This is a genomic window from Pseudarthrobacter sp. LT1, from assembly GCF_035621795.1.
GTDB lineage: Bacteria > Actinomycetota > Actinomycetes > Actinomycetales > Micrococcaceae > Arthrobacter.
Genome location: NZ_CP141830.1, coordinates 2,691,252 through 2,706,107 on the forward strand (window position 1 = coordinate 2,691,252; position 14,856 = coordinate 2,706,107).

Below are 14,856 nucleotides of genomic sequence, written 5' to 3' on the forward strand. Positions count from 1 at the left end.
TGGATGCCGGTTAGTTCTGGGAGGCTGATTCGCCGGAGGAATCGTTGGACGTTCCGCCGCCGCCTGCCACGGAGCCGGCGTGGGCGGCGATCTTGTCGAAGAAGCCGTATTCGAGGGCCTCGGTGGCGGTGAACCACTTGTCGCGGTCGTTGTCCTTGAGGATGGTTTCAACGGTCTGCCCGGTCTGGTCAGCCGTCAGTTCCGCCATGACCTTCTTCATGTGCAGGATGAGTTCTGCCTGAATCTTGATGTCGGACGCGGTGCCGCCGATGCCGCCGGAGGGCTGGTGCATCAGGACGCGGGCGTTCGGGGTTGCGTACCGCTTGCCCTTGGTACCCGAGGACAGGAGGAACTGTCCCATGGACGCGGCCAGCCCGGTGGCGACGGTTACGACGTCGTTAGGGATGAACTGCATGGTGTCGTAGATGGCCATGCCCGCCGTGACGGAGCCGCCGGGCGAGTTGATGTAGAGGTAGATGTCCTTTTCCGGGTTCTCGGCCGAGAGCAGGAGCAGCTGCGAGCAGATCGCGTTGGCGTTGTCGTCACGCACCTCCGAGCCCAGCCAGATGATCCGCTCCTTGAGAAGGCGGTTGTAAATGTAGTTGTCCTGGGCTGCAGGATCGACGGTCGCCATCCGGGGGGCCTCTGAGTGCTGTGACATGTTTACTTACCTCTCACTGGTGACGGTGACATCACTGAAAATCACTACTTGGACACTAACCGGTTTCACGGGTGTTTTGTTCGCGCACCGACGGCTGTTCGCTGACGGCGCACGATCAGCGAATCAGCAGCGGGCCGCTTCCGGTCCAACGCGAACGGCCCCCGGATCGGAAGGATCCAGGGGCCGTTCGCTGCGGTTCAAAAAGGACTATGCCTTGGCGTCTGCCGTGGTGTCCTCGGCTTCGACAACCTCTGCCTCGGCACCTTCGGTTGCGTCGGCGTCGGCCGCTTCGGCGGCAGGTGCCTCTTCGCCGGCGGGGCGGACGAAGTCGCTCAGGTCAACAGCCTTGCCCTCGGTGTCGGTTACCGTGGCCTGGCCCAGGACGACGGCCAGTGCCTTACGGCGGCGGACCTCGGAAACCATCATGGGAACCTGGCCGCTCTGATCGATGATCTGGGCGAACTGGTTGGGGTCCATGCCGTACTGGCTGGCGGTGGTGACGATGTAGTCGATCAGCTCGTTCTGGCTGACGTTGACTTCTTCCTTCTCCGCGATGGCGTCGAGGATGATTTCGTTCTGGAAGGCGCGGGCCGTGTTGGCGCGGACCTCTTCGCGGTGCTCTTCGGTGTCGTGCTCGCCGTCACCGTGGCCGTTGCCCTCCTGGAAGTGGGCTTCGAGCTGCTCTTCGACAACGGAGTCCGGAACCGGAACCTCAACGAGTTCCACCAGCTTGTCCAGGACCTTGTCGCGGGCTTCAACACCCTGCTCCACGATTTTCGACTCTGCGGCCTGCTTGGCCAGGTCTTCGCGGAGTTCGGCGAGGGTGTCGAACTCGGAGGCCAGCTGGGCGAAGTCGTCGTTCGCTTCGGGCAGTTCGCGTTCCTTGACGGCCTTGACAACAACCTTGACCTGGGCGGCTTCGCCGGCGTGGTCGCCGCCCACCAGGGTGGTGTTAAAGATGGCGTCCTCGTCGGCACTGAGGCCGGTCACGGCTTCGTCCATGCCCTCAAGCATGGTGCCGGCGCCAACCTGGTAGGACAGACCGGCAGCGGAGTCAACCTCTTCGCCGTCGATCGTGGCGGTGATGTCGATGGTGAGGAAGTCACCGTCGGCAGCGGGACGGTCAACGGACTTCAGGGTGCCGAAGCGTCCGCGCAGTTCGTCCAGGGCCTTGTCCACGTCGGCGTCGGAGGATTCCGCAGCCGCAACCTGGACCTCGATGCCGGCGTAGTCCGGGAGTTCGATCTCGGGGCGGACGTCAACCTCGGCGGCGAACTTCAGGCCACCGTCGGTGGCGGAGGGGTCGGGAACCTCGGTGATTTCCACCTCGGGACGGCTCAGGGGGCGGATGCCGGATTCCTGCACGGCAGCCTGGTACCAGCCGTTGAGGCCGTCGTTGATGGCGGTCTCCAGGACGTAGCCACGGCCAACCCGCTGGTCGATGAGCTTGGCGGGAACCTTGCCCTTGCGGAACCCGGGGACCTGGATCTGCGACGCAACAGTCTTGTAGGCCGAGTCGATGCTGGGCTTCAGTTCCTCAAAGGGGACCTCAACATTGAGCTTGACCCGCGTGGGGGTGAGGTTCTCGACAGCGCTCTTCACGGTCTAAGTACTCCTGGGTTGTGGGATGGGGTTTTCTGCAAACGCAATGTGTGTCCAGGCCGGCTGGTCCTGGCCGCAGAGTCGGGGTGACAGGATTTGAACCTGCGACTTCCTGCTCCCAAAGCAGGCGCTCTAGCCAAGCTGAGCTACACCCCGTAAGTGCACAGGCAAGTCTACGGTGATACGCGTCGCGATTGCACATTTGACACGTAGGCCATGGATTAGGTTTAGTTGTATCCGGCTTGAACAGCCAGCCCGGAGTTTCCGCTGAGAATCGGATCTTCCTTCGGGGACGTAGCTTAATGGTAAAGCCTCAGTCTTCCAAACTGATTACGCGGGTTCGATTCCCGTCGTCCCCTCCAGGACAACAAAAAGCAGGACAACAAAAGGCCCCTCGATCGAGGGGCCCTTTTTGCGTTTGTTCCCCTATGCCTGCGGCTGCTGGCAGTAGGGGCACCAGTAGAGGTTCCGGCCGGCAAGGTCGGCCATGAGCACGATGGTTTGGCACACCCTGCAGGGCAGCCCGTGCCTTTTGTAGACAAAGTGGACGTCGTCGCGGTGCGGGAATTGTGCGCTCCTGGGCGGCACCGGTTCCCCTGCCGCGGCCGCCTTGGCGGCCGTGGTGCCATCGAGCGTCCAGTACTTGGGCGGGGTGGTGATGATCCGCCCATCGGCCACGCCGTCGTTCATGACGGCGACGATGTCGCGCCACAGCCTGCGGGCGTCGTTGTCCGGCAGCGCGGTTCCGGGCAGCAACGGATCGAGGCGGCGGCGGAACAGCACTTCGGCACGGTAGACGTTCCCGACGCCGGCAATCACCTTCTGGTCCATGAGCAGGGCCGCCAGCGGGGTCTTCCGGGTCCGGACATTGGCGGCGAACCGCCCGGCGTCCCCGCGAAGGTTCCGCAACGGATCCGGCCCCAGCCGCGCCAGGACGGCGTCGGCCTCTGCTGCGGTGATGGTTTCGCAGGTGGTGGCCCCGCGAAGGTCCGCCCAGCCGTGGCTGCCCGCGAGCCGGACCCGGACGGCCCCGACGGGCGCCGGCGGACCTGCGTAGGGCGCGCCGCCGTCGTCGTCCCCGTCAGCGAACGCCTCCTGCTCCCCTACCCGCCGGGGCGCACCGATGCTTGACGCGCCGGCGAAGGTGCTGTCACCACCGAAGCTCCAGGCCCCGTACAGGCCAAGGTGGACGTGCAGCACCAGCGAGTTGTCGAAGTGCAGGAACAAGTGCTTGCCATGAGCCTCGGCAGCGACCATGGTGCGGCCGTCCAGCAGCGCCGCTCCCCCGCTGAACCTGCCCTGGGGACTGGACACAGCCAGTGCCTCGCCGAGGAATACATCGCCGAACTGGCGGGCGAGCCGGCGGACGGAATGGCCCTCGGGCACTACTCGATGACCTCGCCGGTGGCCTCAAAAACAGCGATCTTTTCGATCCTGCGGATGTGGCGTTCATCGTTGCTGAAGGGCTCCGCCAGGAACGCCTCGACCAGCTCGGTGGCTTCCTCCACCGTATGCTGGCGGCCGCCCAGGGCAACCACGTTGGCGTCATTGTGCTCGCGGGCAAGGGTGGCCGTGGAAAGGTTCCAGGCGAGGGCGGCGCGGATGCCCCTCACCTTGTTGGCGGCAATCTGTTCACCGTTGCCGGAGCCGCCCAGCACGATGCCCAGGGCATGGACGCCGGCCTCCCGGTCAGCCACCACGGCGAGTGCCGCGTTGATGCAGAACGACGGGTAGTCGTCCTGGGCGTCGTAGACCTTGGGGCCATGGTCAACCACCTCGTATCCCTTCCCGGTCAGGTGGGACACCAGGTGGGCGCTGAGCTCCATGCCTGCGTGGTCGGTGGCGATGTGGACCCGCGGGTAGGCAGGGGTAGTGGTCACGTGCTAAGTCCGTTCGGTTGTGGGAGCTGGCGGCCACCGGGTGGGGGCCGGAACGACACGGATAAGGATACTAGGGCAGCCCGGGGTCGGGGCTCTGGCCTTCCGTCGGTGGCGGCGTTCCGCCCCCGCGACGGGCCCTGGCGGCCACCCGCGTAAGGACTTCGGCAAGCCGCGCGGCTGAGGCCTGGCTGCCGCCGCTGACGGCAAGGCGCTGGCCGTCGGTCTTGCTGACGACGACGGCGGGGCCGCTGCTGACCAGCATGGCTGCGGTTCCGTGGTGGTGCCGGTAGCCCCAACCGCCGTAGTCCGCGGCCCTCACTTCTGCGGCACTGGCGTCGGAAATGGCACCGGCAGGCACGTCCATGACCGGCACCACCCCGGCCAGCAGGACCTTGAGTCCGCGCCGGTCCGCCCTGATGCGGGCGAACAGGAACGCGGTCCCCACCAGGGCCAGGACCACGAGCAGGATGCCCAGCCAGGGCACCACGACGGCGATGAGGGCCGCCGGGAACAGGGAGGCGATGGCGATCATGACGAAGACGGAACTGCGGGCGTGGACCCAGAGCCTGATGCTGTCCCGGGCAAGGTCGGGGTCCAGTTCCTTGGCGATGGCGACCTGGAGCGCCCTGTCATCATCCGGCGACCATTGCCGGTCAGCTTTGTAGACCATGGCCATGGTCACGCCGAGCGATACCGCGGCACCGCTGCCAAGGGCGAGCACCGTCATGTCCACATGCGACTGCCGGGCGTCGGCCAGCCCGGTTTGGCCGATCAGGCCCGCGGCAAGGGCGGAGGTGATGAACAGGCTGAGGAAGAGTCCGGCGCCCATCATGATCCGCCGCATCATGACCGGCCGTCCAAGGGGCACCGCCTGGAGCAGGACCAGCCAGCCGGCAACGACAATTCCGGCGGCACCAACCCCCACGTAGGCGCCGAAGGGCGCGAAGTCGGCCCCGCCGTCGTCCGTCCAGCGGATGGCGACCGGCTCCGGAAGGTCCGGGCGCAGCAGCGACGCGCAGTAGGCAAAGGCGGCGGCCAGGACGACGGGGAACCCGACGGCGAAGCGAAGGGCCTTGGTGTCCACCGAATCCAGCAGCTTTCCCATGCATTTAACGCTACCCCTGCGGCTGCCCGCCCAACCGTCCGGGCACCTGCAGCCGGCTGTGAGCTGCGCAACTTGCCAAGGACCCCAAGGATGAAAGAATGCATCACAGTGCCGGAACCGGGACCACCGGCCGGCAGCCCTAAATTCTCTGGAGGCCCTCTTTTGCCAGGCATGAACCTGACGCGCGCCGAAGCCCGTGAGCGCGCCGAACTGATCACCGTCGAGTCCTACGATGTCAGCCTGGACCTGACCCGCGGCGGAGAGGTCTTCGGCAGTACCACCACCGTGAAGTTCGCGGCGTCGCCGGGGTCGGCCAGCTTCATCGATGCCGTCACCCGCACGGTGCACAGCGTGACCCTCAACGGCCGCGCCCTTGATCCGGCCGCCGTGGCCGACGGCGTGCGGATTCAGCTGCCGGACCTGGCGGAGCACAACGAGCTGACAGTCGTAGCCGACATGCCCTACATGAACACTGGGGAAGGGCTGCACCGGTTCGTGGACCCGGTGGACAACGAGGTCTACCTGTACACGCAGTTTGAGGTTCCCGATTCCCGCCGGATGTTCACCGTCTTCGAGCAGCCGGACCTGAAGGCAACGTTCGCCTTCACCGTCACCGCGCCGTCCCACTGGGATGTCATTTCCAACTCCCCCACCCCTGAGCCGGCGCCGGCGGCGCCCGCCGAAGACGGTGCCGGCCGGTCCGTGTGGACCTTCGCACCCACGCCCCGGCTGTCCTCCTACGTCACCGCCCTGATCGCGGGTCCGTACGAGTCTGTCCGCAGCGAGGTCACCAGCTCAGACGGCCGGGTTATCCCGCTCGGAGTCTTCGCGCGCAAGTCCCTGATGCAGTACCTCGATGCGGACAACATCTTCGAGCTCACGCGGCAGGGCTTCGGGTTCTTCGAAGCACAGTTCGGCTGCCCCTACCCGTTTGAGAAGTACGACCAGCTGTTCGTTCCCGAGTTCAACGCCGGGGCCATGGAGAACGCCGGGGCGGTGACCATCCTGGAAGGCTACGTGTTCCGCAGCAAGGTCACTGGCGCCCAGATCGAGCGGCGCGCCATCACGGTGCTCCATGAACTGGCGCACATGTGGTTCGGGGACCTGGTGACCATGCGGTGGTGGAACGATCTGTGGCTCAATGAGTCCTTCGCCGAATACATGTCCCACCTGGCGGCGGTGGAGGCCACGTCCTTCACCAGCGCCTGGACCACCTTCGCCTCCGTGGAAAAGTCCTGGGCGTACCGGCAGGACCAGCTGCCCACCACGCACCCCATCTTCGCAGAGATCAACGACCTGCAGGACGTGGAGGTCAACTTCGACGGCATTACCTACGCCAAGGGCGCCTCGGTGCTGCGGCAGCTGGTGGCCTGGGTTGGACCGGACCAGTTCATGGCGGGTGTCCGTGAATACTTCGCCAAGCACTCCTGGCACAACACGGAGCTGCAGGACCTGCTGGTGGAGCTGGAGAAGGCCAGCGGCCGCGACCTGGACCGCTGGGGCCGGCAGTGGCTGGAGACCGCGGGCGTGAACACGCTGGCTCCCGAGCTGGCGGTGGATTCCGACGGGAAGCTGCGGTCCTTTGCCATCCTGCAGTCCGCGGTACCGGAGTGGCCCACCATCCGGCCGCACCGCCTTGCCGTGGGGTTCTACAACCTGGACGACGCCGGCAAGCTCACCCGGGTGCACCGGGAGGAACTGGACGTCGACGGCGAACGCACGGAGGTGCCGGCGCTGGCCGGCCTGGCCCGGCCGGACCTGATCCTCATCAACGACGACGACCTTGCCTACGCCAAGGTGCGGCTGGACCCGGCCTCTCTGGCCACCGCCACCGAGCACCTGAAGGACTTCGCTGCAAGCCTGCCGCGGACCCTCGTCTGGAACTCCGCGTGGGACGCTGCCCGTGACGGTGAGACCCCGGCACGGAAGTACGTGGAATTGATCCTGGCCAACGTCGCTGCGGAGACGGATTCTTCCGTGATCCTGGTCCAGCTCCGGCAGCTGGCCACCACCCTGAACTTTTATGTGGCCGAGGAACACCGCGAAGCCAGCACTGTCGCGGCCGTGGACCGGTTGTGGGATTTGGCGTCGTCTGTTCCCGGCGGCTCCGACGGCCAGCTGCAGTTCATCAAGTCCTTCGCGCTGCTGGCCCGCAGCGCGTCCCAGCTGGACCGGGTGTCCGGCCTCCTGGACGGGTCCGTGGTCCTGGACGGCCTGGGCGTTGACCAGGACCTCCGCTGGGAGCTGGTGGCTTCGCTGGTTTCCGGCGGCCGGATGGGGCAGGACGGCATCGACGCCGAGCTGGAGCGGGACAACACCTCCAGCGGCCAGAACGCGGCTGCCCTGGCCAAGGCTGCCATCCCCACCCCGGAGGCGAAGGCCGCGGCCTGGGAATCCATTGTGGTCAAGGGGGAACTGTCCAACGCGCTGCAGGGATCGGCGGTGACCGGCTTTATGCGGGTGCTGGACCGTTCGCTGTTGGAGCCGTACTCGGAGCTGTACTTCGCGGCTGTGCCGGGCATCGTGGCAACCCGCACGCACGCACTCGCCCAGCAGATCGTCGTCGGCCTCTACCCGGCGCTGTTGACCACGCAGGCCACGATCGACCGGACGGACGCCTTCCTGGCGTCGCTGCCGGCGGAAAGCGCTGCGCTGCGGCGGATGATGCTGGAGAACCGCGACGGTGTTGCCCGCGCCCTGCGTGCGCGCGGCGCCGATGTCCTGCAGGAGGGCAGCCCGGCGTGAGCCTCAACGAACACCGGTACTCGCTGACGGTGCAGTGGACAGGCAACCGGGGCGGCGGCACCTCGTCCTACCGGAGCTACTCCCGGGACCATGACGTGCTGGTTCCGGGCCTGCCGGTCCTCAAGGGCTCCGCGGATCCGACATTCCATGGAGACCGGGAACGGTACAACCCGGAGCAGCTTCTCCTGGCTGCGCTGGCGCAGTGCCACATGCTGTCCTACCTGCACGTGGCGGTGAAGCACGGCGTGGTGGTCACGGATTACCGGGATGAGGCCACCGGACTGATGCGGCTGAACCGGGACGGCAGCGGCCAGTTCGAGCGGGTCACCCTGCACCCGCACGTGACGGTGGCCGACGCCGCGCAGGCGGAACTGGCGGCCTCGCTGCACCACGAGGCCAACCAGGTCTGTTTCATTGCCCGGAGCGTGAACTTCCCGGTGGAGCACCAGCCGGTGACGGTGGCTGCCTAGGCTTCCCCGCCCTGCAGCAGCTTGACGAGCCGTTGCTCCGTGGCGGGGTGCAGGCCGGCCTTGCGGGACCGGTCCAGCCCGCGGACGCGTTCATCCTCCAGGGTGTCGGCCAGGGTTTCCTGCCAGGGCCGCAGCACCATCCCCGCGGCCTTGGCTGCCTGGTTGCTGCGGGCCATGAAGCCCTCATGGCGGGGCGGCAGCCAGAGCGGAAGGGAATCAGGCCCGGACCAATAGTTGACGCCCTGCTCCACCAGCCATTCTTCACCGGCAGTAATGGTGGCGGGCATGTTGGCGGTGGAGAGCTGGCCACAGGCGCTGATGAGCTCTGCAAAGGCCACTTGGTCCCCGTTGGCGTTCAGTGGGCCGGAGGTCCCCTGCTCCGCTGCAAGCAGGATCCACGCCGCCAGGTCCCGGACGTCGATGACCTGGGTGGGCTGGTGCCCGATGTCCGGGACCAGCACCGGCCCGGGGGTGCCGGCGAAGCGGGCCGGCCAGTAGCCGTAGCGGTCGGTGGGGTCGCCAGGGCCACTGACCAGGCCGGCGCGGCAGAGGTGGGCCCTGCCGCCTGTGGCGTTCAGGGTGGCCTGTTCGATGGCCACTTTGGACTCGCCGTAGTTCCCGGGGGTGGAGGGAGTTCCGGGGGCAAGCGCCGGCAGGAGCCCGGCGTCCTCTGCCGCTCCGGGGACGGAATGGTCCGCATAGGCTGAGCAGCTGGAAACGAAGGTCCAGTGGCCGGCCTTCGGAGCGAGGGCGGCAAGGGCGTCCCGTGCAGGTGCAGGGTCCCGGGCAACCTCGATGACGGCGTCCCACGTGCCGGCCACGCAGGAGTACGCTGCCGGGCCCGCCGACCGGTCCGCCCTTGCCCACTCGGCGCCGGGCGGCGGCTCACCGGACTCTCCCCGGGCCAGGCACGTGGCGTGATGCCCCGCGGCCACCGCCTGCCTGGCGATTTCCCGGGAGAGGAAGGCTGTTCCGCCGAGGATGAGGATGCGCATTGCTCCACGCTACGGCGCTAGGGTTGAAAGAGAACAGCGCAATATCCCGAGGAGCTATTTCCACCCATGGTCAGCATGTTGTCCATCCTTCCCGACGCCGCGAGCCAGCCGTCCGGCGTAAGCGTCCCAGGCATCGTGATCAGCCTCGGCGTCGGCGTTGCCGTCTGGCTCGTGGCCACGTTCATCATTTCCCGCATCACCAGGCGGGTGGCGTCGGGGAGCAATTTCTTCAAGAAGCCCACGTTCAAGTGGGCTGCTCCGGCCTTTCGCGCCCTTGACCACGAACGCCGCGTCCAGCGCGCCGAAACCATCGGTTCACTGCTCAACAGCGTGGTGGGCGTGCTGGTGGTCATCATCACCGGCATGTACGTGCTGCAGAACCTCGACATCAACATTGCCCCACTGCTGACCAGCGTGGGTATCCTCGGTGTGGCCATCGGCTTCGGCGCCCAGCAGCTGATCCGCGACTTCCTGGCCGGGATCTTCATTACCATTGAAGACCAGTACGGGATCGGTGATGTGATCGAAACCAGCGAAGTGGTGGGCGTGGTGGAGTCCATGGGACTGCGGATCACCCGCGTCCGCTCCGACGACGGCGCCATCTGGTACCTGCGCAACGGCGAGATCCTGCGCGTGGGCAACCGGTCGCAGGGGCGTTACGTTCCACTGCATGAGTCCGACGACGGCACCACCGACCAGGGCTCGGCGCACGTTGAGACCAAGAAGACTGACCAGAAAGCCGGGGACTAGCATGTCGCTTCCCATTGAGCCGCGCCCCGGGCAGCGGCCCCAGTTGATGCAGAACGATCCCTTCAGCAAGCCGGATTACACCGACAGCTTCTACGACGCGGTGGGCGGCCACGAGACCTTCGTAAAGCTCATTGACGTGTTCTACGACGGCGTGGCCACCGATCCCCTGCTGCGGCTGATGTATCCGGAAGAGGACCTGGCGCCCGCGAAGCGCCGCTTCCTGATGTTCCTTGAGCAGTACTGGGGCGGGCCCACAACGTATGGCGAGGAGCGCGGCCACCCGCGCCTGCGCATGCGGCACATGCCCTTCAAGGTCACGCCGGAGGCAAAGGACCGGTGGCTGTTCCACATGCGCACCGCCGTGGACGCCCTGGAGTTGCCGCCGCTTTACGAGGGAACGCTGTGGGACTACATGGAACGGGCCGCGCTGTCCATGGTGAACAGCCCGTCCGGTTCCTGAGCCTCTTTTCGGCCGGCGCCCTGCGGTCTGGCCTAGAGCAGGCCGCTGCCGGTCCGTGCCAGGACGTGACCGCGCGGTCCGGTAAGCCGGAACCAGCGGCCCGCCCGGTAAAGCTTCTGGTCGCCGTCACCAAGGAACCCCAGCGCGAAGGCCGCGAAGGCCGCGCCGGCGGGCAGGCCGGCGTCGTCCATTTCCCGTCCCCACACCGAGGCCCGCGCGTTGTTCACGATGAGTGCGCCCGGCTTGTCCGGCACGATGCCCGCCACCTCGGCGATGCCTGCCTCGGCTGCCGCCCGCAGGCGGGAATCGCTGACGGACCCCAGCAGTTCCCAACCGCCCCGTGGGGCGCCTACCCCGGTCCAGGACTCGGTAACGGTGGTGGGCGGAACCGGCAACTCGACGTCGCCCTCCCCTGCACGTGCCAGCCGGTCCAGGACGGATGACAACGCAACGGTGACGTCCGTTCCGGACGGTTCCGCCAGTGCCATGGTGCGCAGGCCCAGGATCGTCGGGGTGGATTTGCCCAGGAGCCTGGGCCGCAGGACGCACACGTAGGCGGCCAGGACGGAGCCGGCGGCCTGCAGCCGGATGGCGCCGTCATCAATGGCTTTGGCCCGGGTGGCGAAAGTCTTCAGGTCGGCGAGGTCCCGCGGGTCTGCGAAACGGAAGGACGAGGTGAGAAGTTCAGACACATCTAGAACACTACCGGCTGCACTCCGGTTGAGTGGTTTGCGGGCCGCCGTCTAGAGTCGGACCATGACTGAAGCCGAAGCCGGACTGCTGGCGCCGCCCAGTGGCGACCCCACTGCATCGCTGATCGAACTGCTGGACCTTGGTGAGCTTGAGGGCGCCCGGACGGATGAGGACATTTTCCTTGGCCCCTCGCAGCAGCAGCCGCACCACAGGGTGTTCGGCGGGCAGGTGCTGGCGCAGTCCCTCGTGGCATCGATCCGGACAGTTGACCCCGAGCGGTTCGTCCACTCCATGCACGGCTATTTCCTGCGCCCCGGCGACGCCAACAAGCCCATTACTTTCGGGGTGCAGCGGCTGCGCGACGGCAGGTCTTTTTCGGCCAGGCGGGTCCACGCATACCAGGACGGAGTGCCCATCCTGTCCATGATTGCCTCGTTCCAGGGCGAGGACGAAGGGATCGAGCACTCTTCTGTGATGCCGGAAGGAATCCCGGACCCCGAATCATTGCCCAGCACGGCGGACCTGCTGGGCAAGTTCGATCATCCGGTTGCCCGGCACTGGGCGTATGAGCGGCCCTTCGACATCCGGCACGTAGACCCTGCGTTGTACGTTTCAGCGGCCGGTCCGCGGGAAGCCCGCAACGCCGTCTGGATGAAGACCTTTGGGCCGATGCCGGACGACTCCAACCTGCACCGCGCCGCCCTGGCCTACGCCAGCGACTACACCCTCCTCGAATCGGTCCTTCGGCGGCATGGCCTGAGCTGGATCACCCCCGGAATGAATGTAGCCAGCCTGGACCACGCGATGTGGTGGCACCGGCCCGCGCGGGTTGATGAGTGGCTGCTCTACGTCCAGGAATCCCCCAGCGCCCACGGCGCGCGCGGCCTGGCAACCGGCAAGATCTTCAACCGCGAGGGCCAGCATGTCGCCTCCGTTGCGCAGGAGGGGATGGTGCGCATTCCCACCGACCGCGCGGTCGCCTGACTTCGAAGGCACCGCACCCTCGCAGGCACGCTGACCCCGCAGGCACGCAGAAGGCCGGTACCCCGAAAATTTGTCGGGGTGCCGGCCTTCTTTTGAGCTGTCAGGCTTTTGGCCAGGTTCCGCGCTGTTAGTCGCGGGTCAGGCGCCGGTGGGTGACGCGGTGCGGCTTGGCAGCGTCCGGGCCCAGACGCTCCACCTTGTTCTCCTCGTAGGATTCGAAGTTACCCTCGAACCAGTACCACTTGGAGGGGTTCTCGTCGTCACCTTCGTAGGCCAGGATGTGCGTGGCCACCCGGTCAAGGAACCACCGGTCGTGCGAGACCACCACGGCGCAGCCGGGGAACTCGAGCAGCGCGTTCTCCAGGCTGCTGAGGGTTTCGACGTCGAGGTCGTTGGTGGGTTCGTCGAGGAGCAGCAGGTTCCCGCCCTGCTTGAGGGTCAGGGCCAGGTTCAGGCGGTTGCGCTCACCGCCGGAGAGCACGCCTGCCTTCTTCTGCTGGTCCGGACCCTTGAACCCGAAGGCTGCCACGTAGGCGCGGGACGGCATCTCGACGTTGCCCACCTGGATGAAGTCGAGTCCGTCGGAGACGACCTCCCACAGGGTCTTGTTGGGGTCGATGCCGCCGCGGCTCTGGTCGGCGTAGGAGATCTTGACCGAGTCACCGATCTTCAGCTCGCCGCCGTCGAGCGGCTCCAGGCCCACGATAGTCTTGAAGAGCGTGGACTTGCCCACACCGTTGGGACCGATGACACCCACGATGCCGTTGCGCGGCAGGCTGAAGGAGAGCCCGTCGATCAGGACACGGTCGTCGAAGCCCTTCTGCAGGTTCTTGGCCTCCAGGACCAGGCCACCCAGGCGCGGTCCCGGCGGGATCTGGATTTCCTCGAAGTCGAGCTTGCGGGTGCGGTCCGCTTCTGCGGCCATTTCCTCGTACCGGGCCAGGCGGGCCTTCGATTTGGTCTGGCGGCCCTTGGCGTTGGAGCGGACCCACTCGAGTTCCTCGGCGAGGCGCTTGGCCTGCTTGGCATCCTTCTTGCCCTGGATCTCGAGGCGGGCGCGCTTCTTCTCCAGGTAGGTGGAGTAGTTGCCTTCGTACGGGTACAGGTGGCCGCGGTCCACTTCGGCAATCCATTCCGCCACGTGGTCCAGGAAGTAACGGTCGTGGGTGACGGCGAGGACGGCGCCGGGGTAGCTCGAAAGGTGCTGCTCAAGCCACAGGACACTTTCCGCGTCCAGGTGGTTGGTGGGCTCGTCAAGGAGCAGCAGGTCCGGCTTCTGCAGGAGGAGCTTGCACAGGGCCACGCGGCGGCGCTCACCACCGGAGAGATTGGTGACATCGGCATCGGCCGGCGGGCAGCGGAGGGCGTCCATGGCCTGCTCCAGCTGGGAGTCGAGGTCCCAGGCATCGGCGGCGTCGATGGCTTCCTGCAGCTTGCCCATTTCCTCGAGGAGGGTGTCATAGTCAGCATCGGGGCTGGCCATTTCCTCGGAGATCTCGTTGAAGCGCTGGATCTTGCCGTAGATCTCGCCCACGCCTTCCTGGACGTTGCCCAGGACTGTCTTTTCCTCGTTGAGGGGCGGTTCCTGGAGCAGGATGCCCACGCTGTAGCCGGGGCTGAGCCGGGCTTCACCGTTGGAGGGCGTGTCCAGCCCTGCCATGATCTTGAGGATGGTGGACTTACCGGCACCGTTTGGGCCCACAACACCAATCTTGGCGCCCGGGAAGAAGGACATGCTTACGTCATCAAGAATGAGTTTTTCGCCAACGGCCTTACGGGCCTTGGTCATTGTGTAGATAAATTCCGCCATGGTCTCAAATCTAGTGGGTTGGCGGGCAGATCTCACATTTACAGCCGGAAAGTCAGCAGGATCAGGAACCCACGAAGCACTTGCCGCTGGCCAGGACCGGCAGGACGGTGACGGTCACTGCGCCTTCGCGCACCTGGCCAATGACGCAGTCCTTGCCCTGCAGCACGGCAGCCTCGATGGCGTCCGCCTCCAACCCGGTGGGCGTCCGGCTCTGCGAGACCTGGAGCACTGCGGGCGCGATGCCGGCCCCCGTCAGTGCGTCGCTGACCTGGGCCGTGGCCGGTTTGGGTGTGCCTGTTGCCAGTTTGGCCAAGGTGTCGGTTACGGTCCGCTTCACGGTTTCGGTGGCTGCGGCATCTGCTGCCGCGGCGGCCGAGGTGCTGGCACCGGCTGATGTATTGGCCAACGCTTCCCTGCCCGCGGCGCTGCTTGTCGCAGCTGGATTGGCGGCCTGGGCTGCCGCTTCCTGTGTGGCCGGCGCTGCCGCCGTTGCCTTCAACAATCCGTCATCGCTGCCCTCAACCCGCGGATTGTTCGCTGCGGGACCGGCGGCACACCCCGTCACGAGGGCGGCCAGGACAGCACATGTCAGCGCTGCACCGGCCCGGTTTGTCTGCCGGCGGTAAGGGGTGGGACGCATGGTGTCATTGTGCCATGCGCCGGACGCCCGGCCGGGATTACCGGCCGCAGGCGTCCGGCCG

General features: G+C 66.5%; 14 protein-coding genes and 2 tRNA genes. 6 read left to right on the plus strand and 10 right to left on the minus strand.

The window, feature by feature from the left end; translation table 11 throughout:
- Nucleotides 1-10 precede the first annotated feature (10 nt).
- The 3 genes from VIK36_RS12640 to VIK36_RS12650 all read right to left on the minus strand — a co-directional run bounded on the left by VIK36_RS12640 (nucleotide 11) and on the right by VIK36_RS12650 (nucleotide 2,419).
- A complete protein-coding gene (locus VIK36_RS12640) occupies nucleotides 11-634 on the minus strand; it encodes an ATP-dependent Clp protease proteolytic subunit (RefSeq protein ID WP_303695379.1) in 624 nt (207 codons plus the stop codon).
- Between the two features lie 234 nt (nucleotides 635-868).
- On the minus strand, nucleotides 869-2,263 hold the full coding sequence (gene tig, locus VIK36_RS12645) for a trigger factor (RefSeq protein ID WP_324642166.1): 1,395 nt from the start codon (nucleotides 2,261-2,263) through the stop codon (nucleotides 869-871).
- An 81-nt stretch (nucleotides 2,264-2,344) separates the two neighbouring features.
- Nucleotides 2,345-2,419 (minus strand) — tRNA-Pro (locus VIK36_RS12650).
- 132 nt (nucleotides 2,420-2,551) lie between these two features.
- Between VIK36_RS12650 and VIK36_RS12655 the strand changes: the two genes are divergently transcribed.
- A tRNA-Gly gene (locus VIK36_RS12655) sits at nucleotides 2,552-2,625 on the plus strand.
- Between the two features lie 64 nt (nucleotides 2,626-2,689).
- On the opposite strand, the gene VIK36_RS12660 is transcribed toward VIK36_RS12655, so the two are convergent.
- The 3 genes from VIK36_RS12660 to VIK36_RS12670 all read right to left on the minus strand — a co-directional run bounded on the left by VIK36_RS12660 (nucleotide 2,690) and on the right by VIK36_RS12670 (nucleotide 5,248).
- On the minus strand, nucleotides 2,690-3,649 hold the full coding sequence (locus tag VIK36_RS12660) for an Fpg/Nei family DNA glycosylase (protein ID WP_324642167.1): 960 nt from the start codon (nucleotides 3,647-3,649) through the stop codon (nucleotides 2,690-2,692).
- Nucleotides 3,649-4,143 (minus strand): ribose-5-phosphate isomerase, encoded by a 495-nt coding sequence (locus VIK36_RS12665; protein ID WP_159631792.1) that lies wholly within the window; start codon nucleotides 4,141-4,143, stop codon nucleotides 3,649-3,651. The genes VIK36_RS12660 and VIK36_RS12665 overlap by 1 nt, the downstream gene beginning before the upstream one ends.
- A gap of 70 nt (nucleotides 4,144-4,213) precedes the next feature.
- Nucleotides 4,214-5,248, minus strand: a complete 1,035-nt coding sequence (locus VIK36_RS12670; protein WP_324642168.1) for a hypothetical protein — start codon at nucleotides 5,246-5,248, stop codon at nucleotides 4,214-4,216.
- A gap of 171 nt (nucleotides 5,249-5,419) precedes the next feature.
- On the opposite strand from VIK36_RS12670, the gene pepN reads away from it, so the two are divergent.
- Both pepN and VIK36_RS12680 read left to right on the plus strand, forming a co-directional pair.
- Nucleotides 5,420-7,993 (plus strand): aminopeptidase N, encoded by a 2,574-nt coding sequence (pepN, locus tag VIK36_RS12675; protein ID WP_324642169.1) that lies wholly within the window; start codon nucleotides 5,420-5,422, stop codon nucleotides 7,991-7,993.
- Nucleotides 7,990-8,463, plus strand: a complete 474-nt coding sequence (locus tag VIK36_RS12680) for an OsmC family protein (RefSeq protein ID WP_255172455.1) — start codon at nucleotides 7,990-7,992, stop codon at nucleotides 8,461-8,463. Before pepN ends, VIK36_RS12680 begins: the two co-directional genes overlap by 4 nt.
- Here the strand turns inward: VIK36_RS12680 and VIK36_RS12685 are convergent.
- Nucleotides 8,460-9,458, minus strand: a complete 999-nt coding sequence (locus tag VIK36_RS12685) for an NAD-dependent epimerase/dehydratase family protein (protein WP_324642170.1) — start codon at nucleotides 9,456-9,458, stop codon at nucleotides 8,460-8,462. The genes VIK36_RS12680 and VIK36_RS12685 overlap by 4 nt on opposite strands.
- 66 nt (nucleotides 9,459-9,524) lie before the next feature.
- Between VIK36_RS12685 and VIK36_RS12690 the strand changes: the two genes are divergently transcribed.
- Both VIK36_RS12690 and VIK36_RS12695 read left to right on the plus strand, forming a co-directional pair.
- Nucleotides 9,525-10,208, plus strand: a complete 684-nt coding sequence (locus VIK36_RS12690; RefSeq protein ID WP_255172456.1) for a mechanosensitive ion channel family protein — start codon at nucleotides 9,525-9,527, stop codon at nucleotides 10,206-10,208.
- 1 nt (nucleotide 10,209) lies between these two features.
- Nucleotides 10,210-10,668, plus strand: coding sequence for a globin (locus VIK36_RS12695; RefSeq protein ID WP_324642171.1), 459 nt, complete (start codon nucleotides 10,210-10,212; stop codon nucleotides 10,666-10,668).
- 32 nt (nucleotides 10,669-10,700) lie between these two features.
- Here VIK36_RS12695 and VIK36_RS12700 read toward each other — a convergent pair whose 3' ends face one another.
- The gene (locus tag VIK36_RS12700; protein ID WP_324642172.1) at nucleotides 10,701-11,360 is read right to left on the minus strand and encodes a hypothetical protein; all 660 of its coding nucleotides are present in this window, start codon (nucleotides 11,358-11,360) and stop codon (nucleotides 10,701-10,703) included.
- A gap of 64 nt (nucleotides 11,361-11,424) precedes the next feature.
- Here VIK36_RS12700 and VIK36_RS12705 point away from each other — a divergent pair, with 64 nt between their 5' ends.
- Nucleotides 11,425-12,345: an acyl-CoA thioesterase II gene (locus VIK36_RS12705; protein WP_324642173.1), complete on the plus strand. Its 921-nt coding sequence runs from the start codon at nucleotides 11,425-11,427 to the stop codon at nucleotides 12,343-12,345.
- A 127-nt stretch (nucleotides 12,346-12,472) separates the two neighbouring features.
- Here the strand turns inward: VIK36_RS12705 and ettA are convergent, their stop codons facing one another.
- Nucleotides 12,473-14,155 (minus strand): energy-dependent translational throttle protein EttA, encoded by a 1,683-nt coding sequence (gene ettA / locus VIK36_RS12710; protein WP_159631783.1) that lies wholly within the window; start codon nucleotides 14,153-14,155, stop codon nucleotides 12,473-12,475.
- A gap of 61 nt (nucleotides 14,156-14,216) precedes the next feature.
- Nucleotides 14,217-14,795 carry a DUF6993 domain-containing protein gene (locus VIK36_RS12715; protein ID WP_324642175.1) on the minus strand — a complete coding sequence of 193 codons (579 nt, stop codon included), beginning with the start codon at nucleotides 14,793-14,795 and terminating at the stop codon, nucleotides 14,217-14,219.
- Nucleotides 14,796-14,856 lie beyond the last annotated feature (61 nt).

Excerpts from the sequence above, each read along its gene's own strand:
- VIK36_RS12640 (WP_303695379.1), bottom strand. The coding sequence starts at position 634 with ATGGCGACCGTCGATCCTGCAGCCCAGGACAACTACATTTACAACCGC.
- VIK36_RS12685 (WP_324642170.1), bottom strand. The coding sequence starts at position 9,458 with ATGCGCATCCTCATCCTCGGCGGAACAGCCTTCCTCTCCCGGGAAATC.
- VIK36_RS12695 (WP_324642171.1), top strand. The coding sequence starts at position 10,210 with ATGTCGCTTCCCATTGAGCCGCGCCCCGGGCAGCGGCCCCAGTTGATG.
- VIK36_RS12715 (WP_324642175.1), bottom strand. The coding sequence starts at position 14,795 with ATGCGTCCCACCCCTTACCGCCGGCAGACAAACCGGGCCGGTGCAGCG.
- VIK36_RS12705 (WP_324642173.1), top strand. The coding sequence starts at position 11,425 with ATGACTGAAGCCGAAGCCGGACTGCTGGCGCCGCCCAGTGGCGACCCC.
- VIK36_RS12670 (WP_324642168.1), bottom strand. The coding sequence starts at position 5,248 with ATGGGAAAGCTGCTGGATTCGGTGGACACCAAGGCCCTTCGCTTCGCC.
- ettA (WP_159631783.1), bottom strand. The coding sequence starts at position 14,155 with ATGGCGGAATTTATCTACACAATGACCAAGGCCCGTAAGGCCGTTGGC.
- pepN (WP_324642169.1), top strand. The coding sequence starts at position 5,420 with ATGAACCTGACGCGCGCCGAAGCCCGTGAGCGCGCCGAACTGATCACC.
- VIK36_RS12690 (WP_255172456.1), top strand. The coding sequence starts at position 9,525 with ATGGTCAGCATGTTGTCCATCCTTCCCGACGCCGCGAGCCAGCCGTCC.